The organism is Pedobacter flavus (genome assembly GCF_036324285.1).
Classification (GTDB): Bacteria; Bacteroidota; Bacteroidia; order Sphingobacteriales; family Sphingobacteriaceae; genus Pedobacter; species Pedobacter flavus.
The window spans coordinates 682,880-697,283 of record NZ_JAZDQU010000001.1; the positions used below are offsets into that span (position 1 = coordinate 682,880).

The 14,404-nt window shown below is 33.7% G+C and carries 19 protein-coding genes; 13 read left to right on the top strand and 6 right to left on the bottom strand.

Annotation, left to right across the window (positions count from 1 at the left end):
* Positions 1–24 precede the first annotated feature (24 nt).
* The 5 genes from VRU49_RS03140 (at position 25) to VRU49_RS03160 (ending at position 3,021) form a co-directional block, all read left to right on the top strand.
* Positions 25–312 (top strand): DUF2752 domain-containing protein, encoded by a 288-nt coding sequence (locus VRU49_RS03140; RefSeq protein WP_330145324.1) that lies wholly within the window; start codon positions 25–27, stop codon positions 310–312.
* 11 nt (positions 313–323) lie between these two features.
* Positions 324–689 carry a TM2 domain-containing protein gene (locus VRU49_RS03145; protein WP_330145325.1) on the top strand — a complete coding sequence of 122 codons (366 nt, stop codon included), beginning with the start codon at positions 324–326 and terminating at the stop codon, positions 687–689.
* A 57-nt stretch (positions 690–746) separates the two neighbouring features.
* The gene (locus VRU49_RS03150) at positions 747–1,844 is read left to right on the top strand and encodes a Nif3-like dinuclear metal center hexameric protein (protein ID WP_330145326.1); all 1,098 of its coding nucleotides are present in this window, start codon (positions 747–749) and stop codon (positions 1,842–1,844) included.
* The gene (locus tag VRU49_RS03155) at positions 1,844–2,596 is read left to right on the top strand and encodes a zinc ribbon domain-containing protein (RefSeq protein WP_330145327.1); all 753 of its coding nucleotides are present in this window, start codon (positions 1,844–1,846) and stop codon (positions 2,594–2,596) included. The genes VRU49_RS03150 and VRU49_RS03155 overlap by 1 nt, the downstream gene beginning before the upstream one ends.
* Before the next feature lie 203 nt (positions 2,597–2,799).
* Positions 2,800–3,021: a helix-turn-helix transcriptional regulator gene (locus tag VRU49_RS03160; protein WP_330145328.1), complete on the top strand. Its 222-nt coding sequence runs from the start codon at positions 2,800–2,802 to the stop codon at positions 3,019–3,021.
* Here the strand turns inward: VRU49_RS03160 and VRU49_RS03165 are convergent.
* From VRU49_RS03165 to rsfS, 4 genes are all read right to left on the bottom strand, one after another.
* The gene (locus VRU49_RS03165) at positions 3,018–4,100 is read right to left on the bottom strand and encodes a 3-oxoacyl-ACP synthase III family protein (protein WP_330145329.1); all 1,083 of its coding nucleotides are present in this window, start codon (positions 4,098–4,100) and stop codon (positions 3,018–3,020) included. The genes VRU49_RS03160 and VRU49_RS03165 overlap by 4 nt on opposite strands.
* An 89-nt stretch (positions 4,101–4,189) precedes the next feature.
* On the bottom strand, positions 4,190–4,834 hold the full coding sequence (locus VRU49_RS03170; RefSeq protein WP_330145330.1) for a LutC/YkgG family protein: 645 nt from the start codon (positions 4,832–4,834) through the stop codon (positions 4,190–4,192).
* A 54-nt stretch (positions 4,835–4,888) separates the two neighbouring features.
* On the bottom strand, positions 4,889–6,967 hold the full coding sequence (ftsH, locus tag VRU49_RS03175; RefSeq protein ID WP_330145331.1) for an ATP-dependent zinc metalloprotease FtsH: 2,079 nt from the start codon (positions 6,965–6,967) through the stop codon (positions 4,889–4,891).
* 21 nt (positions 6,968–6,988) lie between these two features.
* Entirely contained in the window at positions 6,989–7,363 is a 375-nt protein-coding gene (gene rsfS, locus VRU49_RS03180) for a ribosome silencing factor (RefSeq protein WP_330145332.1), read from the bottom strand.
* Positions 7,364–7,407: 44 nt separating this feature from the next.
* Here rsfS and VRU49_RS03185 point away from each other — a divergent pair, with 44 nt between their 5' ends.
* The 4 genes from VRU49_RS03185 to pfkA all read left to right on the top strand — a co-directional run bounded on the left by VRU49_RS03185 (position 7,408) and on the right by pfkA (position 11,430).
* Positions 7,408–8,181, top strand: a complete 774-nt coding sequence (locus VRU49_RS03185; protein WP_330145333.1) for a biotin--[acetyl-CoA-carboxylase] ligase — start codon at positions 7,408–7,410, stop codon at positions 8,179–8,181.
* Between the two features lie 2 nt (positions 8,182–8,183).
* Positions 8,184–8,633: a protein-disulfide reductase DsbD N-terminal domain-containing protein gene (locus VRU49_RS03190; protein ID WP_330145334.1), complete on the top strand. Its 450-nt coding sequence runs from the start codon at positions 8,184–8,186 to the stop codon at positions 8,631–8,633.
* 152 nt (positions 8,634–8,785) lie between these two features.
* The gene (locus VRU49_RS03195; RefSeq protein ID WP_330145335.1) at positions 8,786–10,444 is read left to right on the top strand and encodes a protein-disulfide reductase DsbD family protein; all 1,659 of its coding nucleotides are present in this window, start codon (positions 8,786–8,788) and stop codon (positions 10,442–10,444) included.
* 2 nt (positions 10,445–10,446) lie between these two features.
* Positions 10,447–11,430 carry a 6-phosphofructokinase gene (pfkA, locus tag VRU49_RS03200; protein ID WP_330145336.1) on the top strand — a complete coding sequence of 328 codons (984 nt, stop codon included), beginning with the start codon at positions 10,447–10,449 and terminating at the stop codon, positions 11,428–11,430.
* On the opposite strand, the gene VRU49_RS03205 is transcribed toward pfkA, so the two are convergent.
* Positions 11,425–11,751, bottom strand: a complete 327-nt coding sequence (locus tag VRU49_RS03205; RefSeq protein WP_330145337.1) for a heavy metal-binding domain-containing protein — start codon at positions 11,749–11,751, stop codon at positions 11,425–11,427. The genes pfkA and VRU49_RS03205 overlap by 6 nt on opposite strands.
* A 7-nt stretch (positions 11,752–11,758) precedes the next feature.
* Positions 11,759–12,280, bottom strand: coding sequence for a 5' nucleotidase, NT5C type (locus VRU49_RS03210; protein WP_330145338.1), 522 nt, complete (start codon positions 12,278–12,280; stop codon positions 11,759–11,761).
* A gap of 147 nt (positions 12,281–12,427) precedes the next feature.
* On the opposite strand from VRU49_RS03210, the gene VRU49_RS03215 reads away from it, so the two are divergent.
* The 4 genes from VRU49_RS03215 (at position 12,428) to VRU49_RS03230 (ending at position 14,366) form a co-directional block, all read left to right on the top strand.
* Positions 12,428–13,000, top strand: coding sequence for a 30S ribosomal protein S16 (locus tag VRU49_RS03215; RefSeq protein WP_330145339.1), 573 nt, complete (start codon positions 12,428–12,430; stop codon positions 12,998–13,000).
* Between the two features lie 72 nt (positions 13,001–13,072).
* Positions 13,073–13,600 (top strand): ribosome maturation factor RimM, encoded by a 528-nt coding sequence (gene rimM, locus VRU49_RS03220; protein ID WP_330145340.1) that lies wholly within the window; start codon positions 13,073–13,075, stop codon positions 13,598–13,600.
* 123 nt (positions 13,601–13,723) lie between these two features.
* Positions 13,724–14,176, top strand: coding sequence for a hypothetical protein (locus tag VRU49_RS03225; RefSeq protein ID WP_330145341.1), 453 nt, complete (start codon positions 13,724–13,726; stop codon positions 14,174–14,176).
* A complete protein-coding gene (locus VRU49_RS03230; RefSeq protein WP_330145342.1) occupies positions 14,166–14,366 on the top strand; it encodes a helix-turn-helix transcriptional regulator in 201 nt (66 codons plus the stop codon). The genes VRU49_RS03225 and VRU49_RS03230 overlap by 11 nt, the downstream gene beginning before the upstream one ends.
* Positions 14,367–14,404 lie beyond the last annotated feature (38 nt).

Consider the following 14,404-nt stretch of genomic DNA (forward strand, 5'->3'; position numbering starts at 1 on the left):
AAAATCATCCTAATAACAAACAGCATGAAAACGTTCAGTGTTTTTTCTTTTGAATTGTGTTTTTGGATCGTTGCTATATTGCTTTTATGGACATCGAACCCTAATAATCATCACTTTAGCCTATGTCCATTAGTGAATCTAGGCATTGATTGGTGTCCAGGTTGTGGTATTGGAAGATCTATTTCATGGATACTAAAAGGAAATATTAAAGAAAGTTTTAATGCACATTGGTTTGGTGTACCGGCTTTAATAGTGTTAATTTGCCGGATAATTACGCTAATCAGAATAAAATACTTTAAAATAGCTAATTAAGATTTATAATTATGTATCATTCATCACCCTTTATGAACCTTCCGGGAATAAGTCCCGAAGAGTTTGGATACTTACAATCTAGCACAGCAGGATTAGATGAGCAAGAGTTAAAAAACTTTTTAATGGTATATGCGAGCAAGCGAAAGAATCCTGATGACATGATACTTTTTGCTGTGTTGGGCTTTTTTGTACCCGGCTTACCTCGTTTTCTATTGGGCCAAATTGGCATGGGTATCCTTTATTTTGTAACCTTAGGGTTATGTTTCATAGGAACCATTATTGATTTGGTAAACTATAAAACACTAACATTTGAATATAACCAAAAAATGGTTTTTGAAAGCCTCCAGTTAATAAGGATGGGCAATATGAAATTTTAAACCAAACAAATTAGAAACCTTGAGCACAAAAACTCAAGGTTTTTCTTATTTTAGGGCATGAAACTCAATCTAATTATTCAGCATTTAGAAAATTATGCCCCATTAAATTATCAAGAAGATTATGATAATTCTGGTTTAATTGTTGGAAATGGCGATGAAGAAATTACAGGCGCTATTGTATCGTTAGACTGCACCGAAGCCGTAGTAGACGAAGCCATTCGTTTAGGCTACAATCTAATTATTAGCCATCATCCTATCGTTTTTAAGGGCTTAAAAAAATTCAACAATAAAAGTTACGTTTCAAGAGTAGTTATAAAAGCTATCCAAAACAATATTGCATTATATGCAATTCATACGAACCTAGACCATGTTCAGAATGGCGTAAATTCAATGATTTGTAGAAAAATTGGATTAGAAAACACTCGAATTCTAGCGCCAAAACAAAATTTACTAAGAAAATTTGTTACTTATGCACCAACGGTAGAAGCTGAAGGAATAAGAAATGCCCTTTTTAATGTAGGTGCTGGAGAGATAAGCAACTACAGTGAGTGTAGCTTTTCTACCCAAGGAATAGGCACATTTAATGGAAACGAAAACACCAATCCTACTATTGGAAACCCAGGCTTTAGAACGAGTGTTGAAGAAGAAAAAATTGAGTTAATCTACAAAGTACAAGACGAAAGAAAAATCATCTCAACTTTATTTGAAACACATTCTTATGAAGAAGTGGCTTATGAGATCTATCCTTTAAAAAATAGCCTTCAAAATGTTGGCTCTGGCATGATTGGCGAACTCGCATATCCAGTTGAGACCCATAATTTCCTAGAAATTTTGAAGGAAACGATGAATTGCACGGTAATCAGACATACCAAACCCATTAAAAAAATGACCTATCGAATTGCTGTTTGTGGTGGTGCGGGTGGTTTTTTATTAAATGATGCGATAAAAGCAGGAGCTGATGTATTTATAACGGCCGATTATAAATATCATGAATTTTTCGATGCAGATGGCAAAATCATGATTGCAGATATTGGACACTTTGAAACTGAACAATTTACGATCGATTTATTGATTGAAATTATTAATGAAAAATTTCGTAACTTTGCAGTCCGTAAAACAGAGCATATTACAAACCCCATAAATTATTTCATTTGATGGAACAAACCGTTGAACAAAAGTTAAGATCATTAGACGAGCTTCAGCTCATCTATTCAAAAATTGATAAGATCCGCCAAATTAGAGGAGAGCTTCCGATGGAAGTTTCAGATCTAGAGGATGATGTTCTTGGATTGGAAACCAGAATCCAGAAAATCAAAGGGGAATTAGAAGATCTTGAAGATTCGATTGCTAATCGTAAAAACCAAATTAATGAGGCAAATGCACTTATTAAGAAATATGACGCTCAATTAAAAGATGTTAAAAACAATAGAGAATACGATGCGCTTACAAAAGAGATCGAAATTCAAAATTTAGACATCCAAGTTTGTGAGAAAAAAATTAAAGAATTCGGATTCGAATTAAATTCTAAAACTGAATTATACAATAAAACTATTGAAGATTTAGAGTTAAGAAAGAAAGATCTTGAACATAAAAAGCAAGAATTAGAAGTAATTACTTCTGAAACTGAAAAAGAAGAAGATCAGCTTTTAAATAAATCTAAAAAAGCGGAAAAAGGAATCGAAGAGCGTTTATTAGTAGCTTTCCATAAGCTAAGAAAAAATGCAGGAAACGGCTTAGCTGTAGCTACAATTGCTAGAGATTCATGCGCTGGTTGCTTCAATCAAATTCCTCCTCAAAGACAATTAGAAATCAGACAACGTAAAAAAATCATTGTTTGTGAATATTGCGGTAGAATTCTAGTTGACGAGGTTTTAGCAACTGAAGTTGAAGAATCATTCAAAGGCTAATTAATAATTAGCTTAATTAATATTCCAAAGGGAAGACTTAATAAAGTCTTCCCTTTTTTATGCTTTAATTTAAAATCTTTCTATACGAATTTATCCTAAAAACAAGCGTTTCTATTGAAATTACTCTAATTCATTTAGAAAAACTCCATTATTAAAGCTGCCTTAAATTTACATTGTACCTTTGTTAAAGCGGGAGGAAAGGTATGAGGATAAAAATAGGTAAAACATTGCGAGGCATTAGGAAACTGACTGGCAAAAAACAACATGAAATTGCGGCCCTAATATTTGTGAGTAGAGCCACTTATTCTGCGTGGGAAAATGATAAAGGATGTCCGAGTTTAATTCAAATCTACGCCTTTACAAATGCAGTAAACATCCCTATTCAGTCTTTCATATTAAAATTAGAAGAGGATCAGGAAATTTAAAACTGATAAACTACTGCATTAATATGCATTCCAGCACCAACAGATGCAAAAACCGTATAATCACCCTTATTTACGTCATAACCTTCAACTTTCCCTTTTCTCACTAAGTCAATTAAAGTAGGAATAGTAGCAACAGAACTATTTCCTAACCATTGAATAGTCATAGGCACCAACCCTTCAGGAACTTCGTTTAATCCATAGAGTTTAAATAGACGTTTCATAATTGCATGATCCATCTTTCCGTTTGCTTGATGAATAAATACAGTTTTAATCTGATCAGGAGTTATACCAGCCTTGTCTATCGCCATTTTAACCACCTGAGGGACTTGAACTACAGCAAACTCGTATAACTTTCTACCATTCATTTTTAAATAAAGATTACCGCATTTATCTGAATGGTTACTACTTTCTCCCATGGTTAATAAAGCACCGTATTTAACCGCATATGTCTGTGATTTATGAGAAATAATGCCTCTTTCTTCGGCACTATCTTCGGCTTCAAAAATCACCGCTCCAGCACCATCAGCAAATATCATACTGTCCCTATCATGAGGATCTATATTTCTAGATAAGGTTTCTGATCCAATAACCAAAACACGCTTGGCTTCACCACAGCGTATCATATAATGAGCTTGAATTACACCTTGAACCCATCCTGGACAACCAAAAGCTATGTCGTATGCAACACAATCAGGATTTTCAATATTCAATTCAGCTTTTACTTTTGCGGCCAAACTTGGAATCATCTCAACACGGTTGGTTTTTGCTCGAGTATCCCCAAAATTATGTGCAAAAATAATTTGATCTATAGTTTCTTTATCAATATTAGCGTCTTCAATTGCGTTTTTAGCAGCAATTGTCCCCATATCGCTATTTACCATATGATCACATATATACCGCCTCTCGACAATCTCTGTGATTTCTGAAAATTTTTCTATAATTTCAGCATTAGGTTTATCAATAATCTCTCCGGAATCGAAAAATTTATGATTGATAAAAGCCTCCCCTTTAACAATGTTATTTGGTATATAACATCCTGTTCCTATTATTATAGTGTTCAAATTTTTATTAGAAGTCATTATTTAAACTAAAAACGTTATTGGTATTCGGTCTAAATTTATAAATTAATTTTGATTAAAGTAAGGAGATTATTTTGATATTTAAAATACTAACTTAAATCGTCTACTAAGAAAACAAATAAATCTTTCGGCCCATGGGCACCGAGCACTAACGTTTTCTCAATATCAGCCGTTCTACTGGGCCCAGTAATGTTTGAAATCATAGATGGTATTTGAGCGCCATATTTATCTTTAATAACTTTCAGACCGTCTTTTAAATCTAAAACTAGTTGTGAAGTTTTGGCAATTACAACATGTTGATGAGGATAAATACTCAATCTTCTTCCCGATTGGTTTTTATTACTTAATAAAACTGATCCATTTCTTGCTATTAACGCTTCACAAAGCGTAATTCCCACATCGGCCAGTTCAAAGTCTTTAGATGATTTTAGAAATGGAAATTCGTACTTAGAAAGTATATCCTGCAATTCTGGTTCCCAGCAAAATATCTTTTTCCATTCGTTTCTTTCTGCTAATTCGAGCAAATTTTCCATCAATTCTATTCCATTTTCGCAATAAACAAACTTTCCAGAAACAGCTGTTAATTGCTCGGCAAACAGAAACTCTAATTCTGAATCATTTTTAACATATAGAGGGGTGTCTTCCAAATTGGGGTGTGGATTTTCCCTTTTTTCAAGCAAGGCTTTCCTAATTTTTTTTAAAATGAGTTCCTTAGTAGTTATTGTATCTTTCATGGCCGTAAAAAATTAATGCCCCAGTTGGGGCATTAATTTAAATTATATAAAACGTTAATCTTCTTTAGTTAAAGATTCGTTAGCTAAATCAGTATTTTCTCCTACACCATCATGAACCAAACCTTCTGCAGCTGGTTTTTGATCGCCTGTACCATTTACAAACTCATCGTAAGTGGTACGCGTTTCGAATGGGCGCTTACCTAGAATTTCTTCTAAATCAGACTGGAATAAGATTTCCTTTTCTAATAATTTCTGAGCTAATTTTTCTAACCCATCTCTTTTTTCTGTAAGTAAGGTTTTTGTTTTAGCATAAACATCATTTATTAAATCACGAACTTCAGTATCTATTAATTCAGCTGTTTTATCAGAATAAGGTTTATTGAAATTATATTCATTCTGAGGGTCGTGGAAAGAAACCTGACCCACATTCTTATTCATACCATAAATAGTAACCATAGCATAAGAAAGCTTTGTGATACGCTCTAAATCGTTCTGCGCACCCGTAGATATTTTACCAAAGATAATATCTTCAGCTACTCTACCGCCCATTGTCATACACATACCGTCTATTAACTGTTCAGTTGTGTAAAGGAATTGTTCTTTGGGAAGATATTGAGCATAACCTAGCGCAGCAACACCTCTTGGAACAATACTTACTTTTACTAATGGATCCGCATGTTCTAAAAACCAGCCTGCAATTGCGTGACCTGCTTCGTGATAGGCTACAATTTTCTTCTCTTCTGGTGATATAATTTTATTTTTCTTTTCAAGACCACCAATTACACGGTCAATAGCGTCTTGAAAATCTTGCATATCCACAAAATCCTTATTTCTACGAGCAGCGATAAGTGCCGCTTCATTACAAACATTTGCAATTTCTGCACCAGCAAATCCAGGCGTTTGTGCCGACAATTTCTTCGCGTCTACCTCACCTGCAGTTTTAATTGGTTTTAAGTGAACTTTAAAAATTTGTTCTCTTCCTAATAAATCTGGTTTATCAATAGAAATTTGTCTATCAAATCGGCCTGGTCTTAATAGGGCAGAATCTAAAACATCTGGGCGGTTTGTTGCAGCAAGGATAATAATACCAGAATCTGTACCAAATCCATCCATCTCTACCAACAACTGATTCAATGTGTTTTCACGCTCATCATTTCCTCCCATCACGCTATTTTTTCCTCTTGCTCTACCAATTGCATCCACCTCATCAATAAAAATTATACAAGGTGCTTTATCTTTAGCTTGTTTAAATAAATCTCTTACTCTAGAAGCACCCACTCCAACAAACATCTCAACAAAATCTGAACCCGACATCGAGAAAAATGGAACTTGTGCTTCACCTGCAACGGCTTTTGCCAACAAAGTCTTACCTGTACCTGGCGAACCCACTAATAATGCTCCTTTAGGAATTTTACCTCCTAAATTTGTGTATTTCTTTGGATTTTTAAGGAAATCAACAATTTCCATTACTTCCTGCTTCGCTTCTTCTAATCCTGCTACATCATTAAATGTAATATTAACTTGGCTCTCTTTATCGAAAAGTTGGGCTTTTGACTTACCAATATTAAAAATTTGGCCGCCGCCGCCACCGCCGCCGCCCATTCTTCTCATCATAAATATCCAGAATACTATGATTAAAATAACTGGTAATAATATAGTTAATAGATTCCCCCAAGCACTTTCTGTAGATTTAAACGACAAATTAACCTTTTGAGGCATGTCTTTTTGATCTTCGGCCAATTGTTTTTGAATAATATCTAAAGATGGTGACGTAAAATACATAGTTGGAGATTCTGCTCCAGCAAAATTTCCTTGTTTCTTAAACGAACTATACTTAGGATCATTTAAACGATCTTCCTTTATATATACATCTGCACGGGCTAAATCTGCACTTTTATAAGCTACGATCTTTTTAACATCTCCTTTTTGGAGCATTTCTTTAACAAAAACATCATAATTTACCTCTTTAGATGTATCTGCATTAAAAATATAACTTGCTATTATTATACCTCCAATAATTGCTGCATAAACCCAAAAAATATTAAATTTTTGCGGCGTCTGAGGCTTTTTAGGAACCAATGGAGCTTTTCTCTGCTGTCTTGGCTTCATGGTTGGTTTCTTTTTTTCTTCCATTATTAATCTAATTTAGGTTCATTAAGCGCTTTGAAATGATTTAGACTCTGCATCTCCCCAAAGCTCTTCGATACCATAAAAATTTCTTTTTTCAGTTTTAAAAATATGTACTACAACATCAAAATAATCCAAAATAATCCAATCTGCATTCTCTAATCCCTCCTTAAAAATAGGGTCAATTTGCAATGCTGAATATATTTCCTTCTCAACGCTATCTGCTATTGCCTTAACTTGTGTAGACGAATCTGCACTACAAATTACAAAATAATCGGAAACCGAACTATTTATTTGCCTAAGATCTAGTCTAACGATGTCGTTACCCTTTTTTTCCTGTATCCCATGAATGGCAATTTCTGACAAACGAGTTGATAGGTTTAGAATCTTCTTTTTTACCATTAATAATTATTAATTTTGATTTAGGACCATTACATTATCCACTCTTGCAAAATAACACAATTTCAACACTATTTATTGGTCAAAATTTTATCAAATTATCTAGTGTAGATTCAACTAATAACTTCCTTAAGCAATGTTTGGCAAATTCCGAGCCATTAACCGAAGGTACTGTAATTATGGCAGACGAACAATTTGCTGGAAGAGGTCAACTTAATAGTAAATGGCTATCTGAGACTGGAAAAAACTTAACTTTTAGCTTGTATCTAAAACCACACTTCCTGCCTGCAATGCATCAGTTTTACTTAAATATCGCGATTTCTAATGGCATAAACCGTGCTTTAAGAGATGCTTTTGGAATTAATGCTACTATAAAATGGCCAAACGATATTTATTATGAAAATAAAAAAATAGGTGGCGTTTTAATTGAAAACATATTGTCAGGCCACCACATAAAACATAGCATTATAGGCATTGGATTAAATATTAACCAATCCATTTTTCAAGAAGAGTTAAAAACCAAGGCGTCTTCCCTTCAATTAATTTTACAACAACGTGTCAATATTTTACAAGTTTTAAATGAAATTTGTAAACATATAGAAGTCGAATATTTAAAGTTAAGGTCGAATAAATTGGAACTTTTGACCACCGATTATTTAGCTCATCTATTCAAATACAAACTACCTTCTTTGTTTCGTATAAATGGCGAAGAAAAGTTAGGAACTATTGTAGGGATTAATGAACAAGGTAATTTAATGCTAAATTTAGACGATAAGATTTCGGTTTTTGGATTTAAAGAATTAGAATTTATAATAGATTAAACATGAAAAAATTAATTTTAGCTTTTACCCTAATGCTTTTCACAGCATCTGCTGCTTTTTCTCAATTAGAAAAACCCATTAAGTGGGCTTATGGCGCAAAAAGACTTAATGCAAATGAAGTTGAAATCCAGTTAAAAGCGACTTTAGAAGATGGTTGGCATTTATACTCACAAAACTTAAAGCCAAATGGACCCCAAAAAACTACAATAACTTTTAAGCCAAGTGCTGAGTATAAAACGGTAGGTAAAACTACAGAACCACAAGGAATTACTATTTACGATAAAAATTTCAAAATGAATGTTACTTATTTTGCTAAGTCGGTAATTTTCAAACAAAAATTAGCATTAAAAGGCAATACCGCAACTGTAAAAGGAACTATTGAGTTTGCAGTATGTGATGAATCTAAGTGCTTACCGCCAGACGAGGTAAACTTTACCATAGCAGTAAAATAATTAAAAGCAGCTTAGGCTGCTTTTTTTATGAAACCTTATTTTAAATTAACTTAAAATATAAAAATTAACAATTAGCTAAATCTGGTTATAGTGACTACAAATAAAATTCTATTTTTGTAAATAAATAACCACGCTTCAACCTATAAAATTTAATGAAAAAATTATTTCTTATTAGCCTATTCGCATTATTTGGAACCTTCTTTATTCCAAATACTTTGGCTGCAAAGTTTATTCAAGAAACAACCGTACAAGACACTCTAGCTGAGGAAGAAGTTATTTTTACGGAAATAGGTAGTGAAGAAGATTTGGCTAATCAAAGCACACAGGATTCTACGTCAATTGATACCGCCAAAACAAATGAAGTTAATCCAAAAGATGAGTCAACTTCTTCATCATTATGGTTGATTTTTTTATTGGGGTTAGGGGGCGGATTTATAGCTTTTTTAATGCCTTGTATTTATCCAATGGTACCTTTAACTGTCAGTTTTTTCACTAAAAGAGCAGAAACTAAAGGAAAAGGCATCCAAGGAGCCATAATTTATGGCCTTTCTATCATTGTAATTTATGTGTCTATTGGATTAATTATTACTTTAATTTGGGGCGCAAGTGCTTTAAACCAACTATCTACAGATGCATTTTTTAATATTTTCATCTTTTTAATATTATTAATCTTCGGTATTTCATTTTTAGGCGCATTTGAAATAAATCTCCCAAATAATTTTGTAAATAAACTAGATGCAAAATCAGATTCTAAAGGTTTAACCGGTATATTTTTTATGGCCGCAACATTAACGGTTGTTTCCTTTTCTTGTACTGGTCCTATAATTGGTGGTGTATTGGTAAGTATTGAAAACGATTTAATGGCGCCAATAGTTGCTATGTTTGGTTTTTCATTAGCCTTGGCATTAATATTCACTGTATTTGCAATCTTTCCAAGTTGGTTAACTTCTTTACCAAAATCTGGCGGATGGTTAAATTCTGTAAAAGTTGTTTTAGGATTTTTAGAGATCGCATTGGCGATGAAATTTCTATCTACCGCAGATTTAGTTTACCATTGGGGTATTTTAGATAGAGAAGTTTTCTTGTCAATTTGGATTGTGATTGCCTTTTTAATTGGTTTTTATCTTTTAGGAAAACTGAAATTTTCACACGATAGCGATTTGAAATTTATTTCTACACCTCGCTTATTTTTCGCAATAGCCGCTTTCTCATTCGGCGTTTATATGGTTCCTGGATTATGGGGCGCTCCTTTAAAAGTGATCAGTGGATTGTTACCTCCAATGCATACTCAAGATTATGTAGTATTACAAGGAGGTGAGGTTAAAGCAGAGGCCAAGAAAACCAAAAAATATTCGGAAATAGCTGAAATTCCTCATGGAATTGATGGTTTTTTTGATTACGAAGAAGGTTTAGCTTATGCTAAAGAAGTAAACAAGCCTATATTTTTGGATTTCACTGGACATGGATGTGTAAATTGCAGAGAAATGGAAGCTAGGGTATGGCCAGACCCAAGAGTTTTACAATTGTTAAAAGAAAAATATGTTGTAATTTCTCTTTATACCGACGATAGAACACCATTACCAGAATCAGAACATTTTTATTCTGATGTTATAAAAAAACAAGTTAATACTATCGGTAGAAAATTTATGCATCTACAAGCTTCTCGTTTTCAAACTATTGCACAACCTTATTATGTGCTTTTAGACTTAAATGAGCAACCACTTATTTCGCCTCCAATTGGAGCTGAATTTAACGTAGACAAATATTTGGCCTATTTAGAAAAAGGATTAGTTGAGTTTTCAAACAGATAGACATGCAAAAGATTAAAAATATTGGGGTATTAACTTCAGGAGGGGATGCCCCAGGAATGAATGCCGCTATCCGCGCTGTAGTTCGCGCAGGAATTTATTATGACATGAATGTTTATGGTTATATAAGAGGATATGAAGGCCTTATTGTAAACGATTTTATGTTAATGGACAGAAAATCGGTTGCAAACATCATTCAGCGAGGCGGAACCATTTTAAAAACAGCGAGATGTGAAAGCTTTAGAACTGCTGAAGGCAGAGCTATTGCTTATAAAAACATTAAACAAAACAACATAGATGCCCTTGTGGTTATTGGTGGAGATGGTACTTTTACTGGTGCACATATATTTGAAGAAGAGTATAATATCCCTATAATTGGGCTGCCAGGAACTATTGATAATGATTTAGCAGGTACAGATTTCACTATAGGCTATGACACTGCAATAAACACTGTGGTAGATGCCGTAGATAAAATAAGAGACACGGCCGAATCACATGATAGGTTATTTATTGTAGAAGTAATGGGCAGAGATTCTGGTTTAATTGCTTTAAGAAGCGGTATTGGTGTTGGGGCTGAGGGCATTTTAATTCCTGAATCTTCTGTGGGATTAGATGATTTAGTGAAAAAACTAGAAGGTGGAAGAAAAAATAAATTTTCTAAAATAATAATTGTTGCCGAGGGGGATATAGAAGGTGGGGCTTTTAGTGTAGGTAATTTATTAAAAGAAAAATTTCCGGCTTACGACATTCGAATATCTATTCTGGGACATATTCAGCGCGGAGGCAAACCAAGTTGTATGGACAGAGTTCTTGCCAGCAGATTAGGCGTGGCGGCAATAGAAGGATTAGTGCATGGCAAGTCTGGTGTTATGGTTGGCCAAATACACAAAGACATTGCCTACACCCCATTTTCTCAAGCCATAAAACACCTCGACATAAATCAAGTAAGTCCAGCATGGCTTAGATTAGTAAATATTTTATCCTTATAAGGATTCTATATAAACTGCAGTACCGCTGGCGGTTACCATTAACATACCGCCATCGGCACCTAATGTTTCGTAATCTAAATCGATTCCAATAATTGCATTAGCGCCTCTAGCCATAGCTTGCTGTTGCATTTCCATTAAAGAAGTATCTTTTGCTTCTCTAAGCACCTGCTCATAAGAGCCCGATCTACCGCCAATAATATCTCTAATCCCAGCGAAAAAATCTCTAAAAATATTAGCGCCAATAATTGTCTCACCGGTTACTATTCCTAAGTATTTAACTACTTTATGCCCTTCTACCGAATTTGTCGTCGTTGTTATCATTTTTATTTTACATTAATTTATCTAAAACTTCTTGCCAATTATTTACACGCTCATAATGGGTTATTAAAGCATTATGAGGAGAAGTAAACAATAATGGTCTTCCCTTAAAGTTAGCAAAATTTTTAATCCTATCGTCGATCATAATATCCACATCAACAATCTTTTTACCACAAAAAACCTGGTTTTGCCAGCCGATAAAAGGGAAATGCGTTGCCAACCAGTCCCATTTATCTATCAAAGAATTTCTAAACTCTGTAGCTGCAGAAACGATATAAACATCATATTTAGATTGCAGAAGACTTAACGCTTCAACACTTCCTGGTATTACCTCTAAATCCCTAAAAAAACCGGGTTCGTTAATATACTCTAACCACTTATCTTTTACATGGTGTGGCACCTGTTGGTGAATTTCATTTCCAGGTTCTATAACTAAATCTAGTCCAATTCCGTAATCTCTATGATATAATTCTATAAATTTCTTTAATGGATCAGCAATAACTTCATCCATATCAACAGCAATTCTCTTCATGATTCAAAGATACAAACTGCTGATAGTAAATTACTCAGCAAAAAACTTTATTAAAAATACTTTTAATTAATAAGGATTATGATTAACTTTGCAGCCCCGCAGCATGAAGCTCCGGGAACTATGTTGAATACATAAATTAAAAATTAAATGGCAACTAAAATCAGATTGCAAAGATTTGGTAAAAAGAGCAAACCTTTTTACCATGTGGTAGTAGCGGATTCTCGCTCTCCAAGAGATGGTAAATTTATTGAGCGTTTAGGTTCTTATAATCCAAACACCAATCCAGCAACCATCGATATCAACTTCGAAAAAGCTTTAGACTGGGTTAACAAAGGTGCACAACCTACAGATACTTGTCGCGCTATTCTTTCTTACAAAGGAATCCTTTACAAAAAACACTTACAAGGTGGTGTTAAAAAAGGTGCTTTAACTCAAGAACAAGCAGACGCTAAATTTGAAGCTTGGTTAGAGAACAAATCAGGATCAGTTCAAAACAAAAAAGAAAACTTAAGTTCTTCTAAAGCTGAAGCTAAAAAAGCTGCATTAGCAGCAGAAGCTAAGAAAAAAGAAGAAAGAGCAGCAGCAATTGCAGCAAAAAACACTCCTCCTGCTGAAGAAGTAGCAGAAGAAGAAGTTGTTGCAGAAGACGCTCCTGTAGCTGAAGATGCACCTGTAGCGGAAAACGAAACTCCTGCTGCTGACGCAACTGAAGAAGCTTAATCTTATAAGAATCTTATACTATAGCGCATCCGTTTCGGTGCGCTATTTTTATTTTAAAGCATTTACAACAACATGAAACAAGAAGAGGCATTTTATATTGGTTATTTTACAAAAACTAAGGGGCTGAAAGGTGAAATTCAATTGTTTTTCGAATTCGAAAACTATGAAGATTTAGAGCTAGATGTACTTTTTGTGGATATCAATGGAAAATTAGTGCCTTTCTTTGTCTCAAAATTAAAAGTCTATCCAAACAGTACGGCTCTTTTTTATTTTGACGATATAGAGCATATTGATGACGCCCAAAAATTAGTTAAGAAAAAAGCTTATTTACCATTAACCAAAATGCCTGTTAGAGAAGACGATGAGTTCGAATTTAAAGACCTTAAGGGCTTTTTAGTCTCAGATGAAAATCATGGTGAAATTGGTGAAATACTAGAGGTTATAGAATATCCACAGCAATTTGTAGCAACAGTTTTATACAAAGAAAAAGAAATTCTATTCCCTTTAAATGAAGATTTTATTCTGGAAATTGACGACGAAGAAAATGTCTTATATGTTGAATTACCTGATGGTCTTATAGACCTTTATCTGGATAAATAATCTTATTTATTTCTTCGTTTCCATATCGCTTAGGCGGTTTTCTTTAGAAGTTATTAAAAAAAATGTAAAACAAACTTGACAAATAAATTTTTAAACCTATATTTGTCAAACAAACTTTACATTATGTCAAACAAACTTTTACTTCCAAGTTATTACAAGGTGATAGGTTGGATTTCCCTTTTAGTATTTGCAGCATTAGGAACGGCAGTAATATTTAAAGAATTTAAAATTCCTGGATTTCAACTTTACACGAACAAAAATCAGGGGCTTCTAGACTTTAATGATTACAATTTAACCAATGAACTAGCCCTAATTGGCGTGATCTTAAGCTTGCTAGTCATTGCTTTTTCAAAAGAAAAAAACGAAGATGAATACATTTCATACTTACGATTAAAATCTTGGCAATGGTCGGTATTAATAAGTTACCTAATCCTAGTAGTGATTAGTCTTTGTTTCTATGGAACTACATTTTTGGGGGTAATATTTTACAATATATTCACCATATTGATTGTTTTCATCATTAAATTTCAGTTTAGTTTATATCAATTGAGAAGAGAGGACGAGTATGTTAAATAACATAAGAGTACATAGGGCGATTAAAAATATAACGCAAGCAGAACTCGCAGAATTAATAAATGTTTCCAGACAAACAATAAACACAATTGAATCTGGCAAATACGTTCCGTCGACCATACTTTCACTAAAAATCGCAAAAGTATTTGGCGTAGCTGTAGAACAACTATTTGTATTGGAAGACATAGATTAACTGAACTCAAAATCAATTTACAGTATCTATAAATTTGA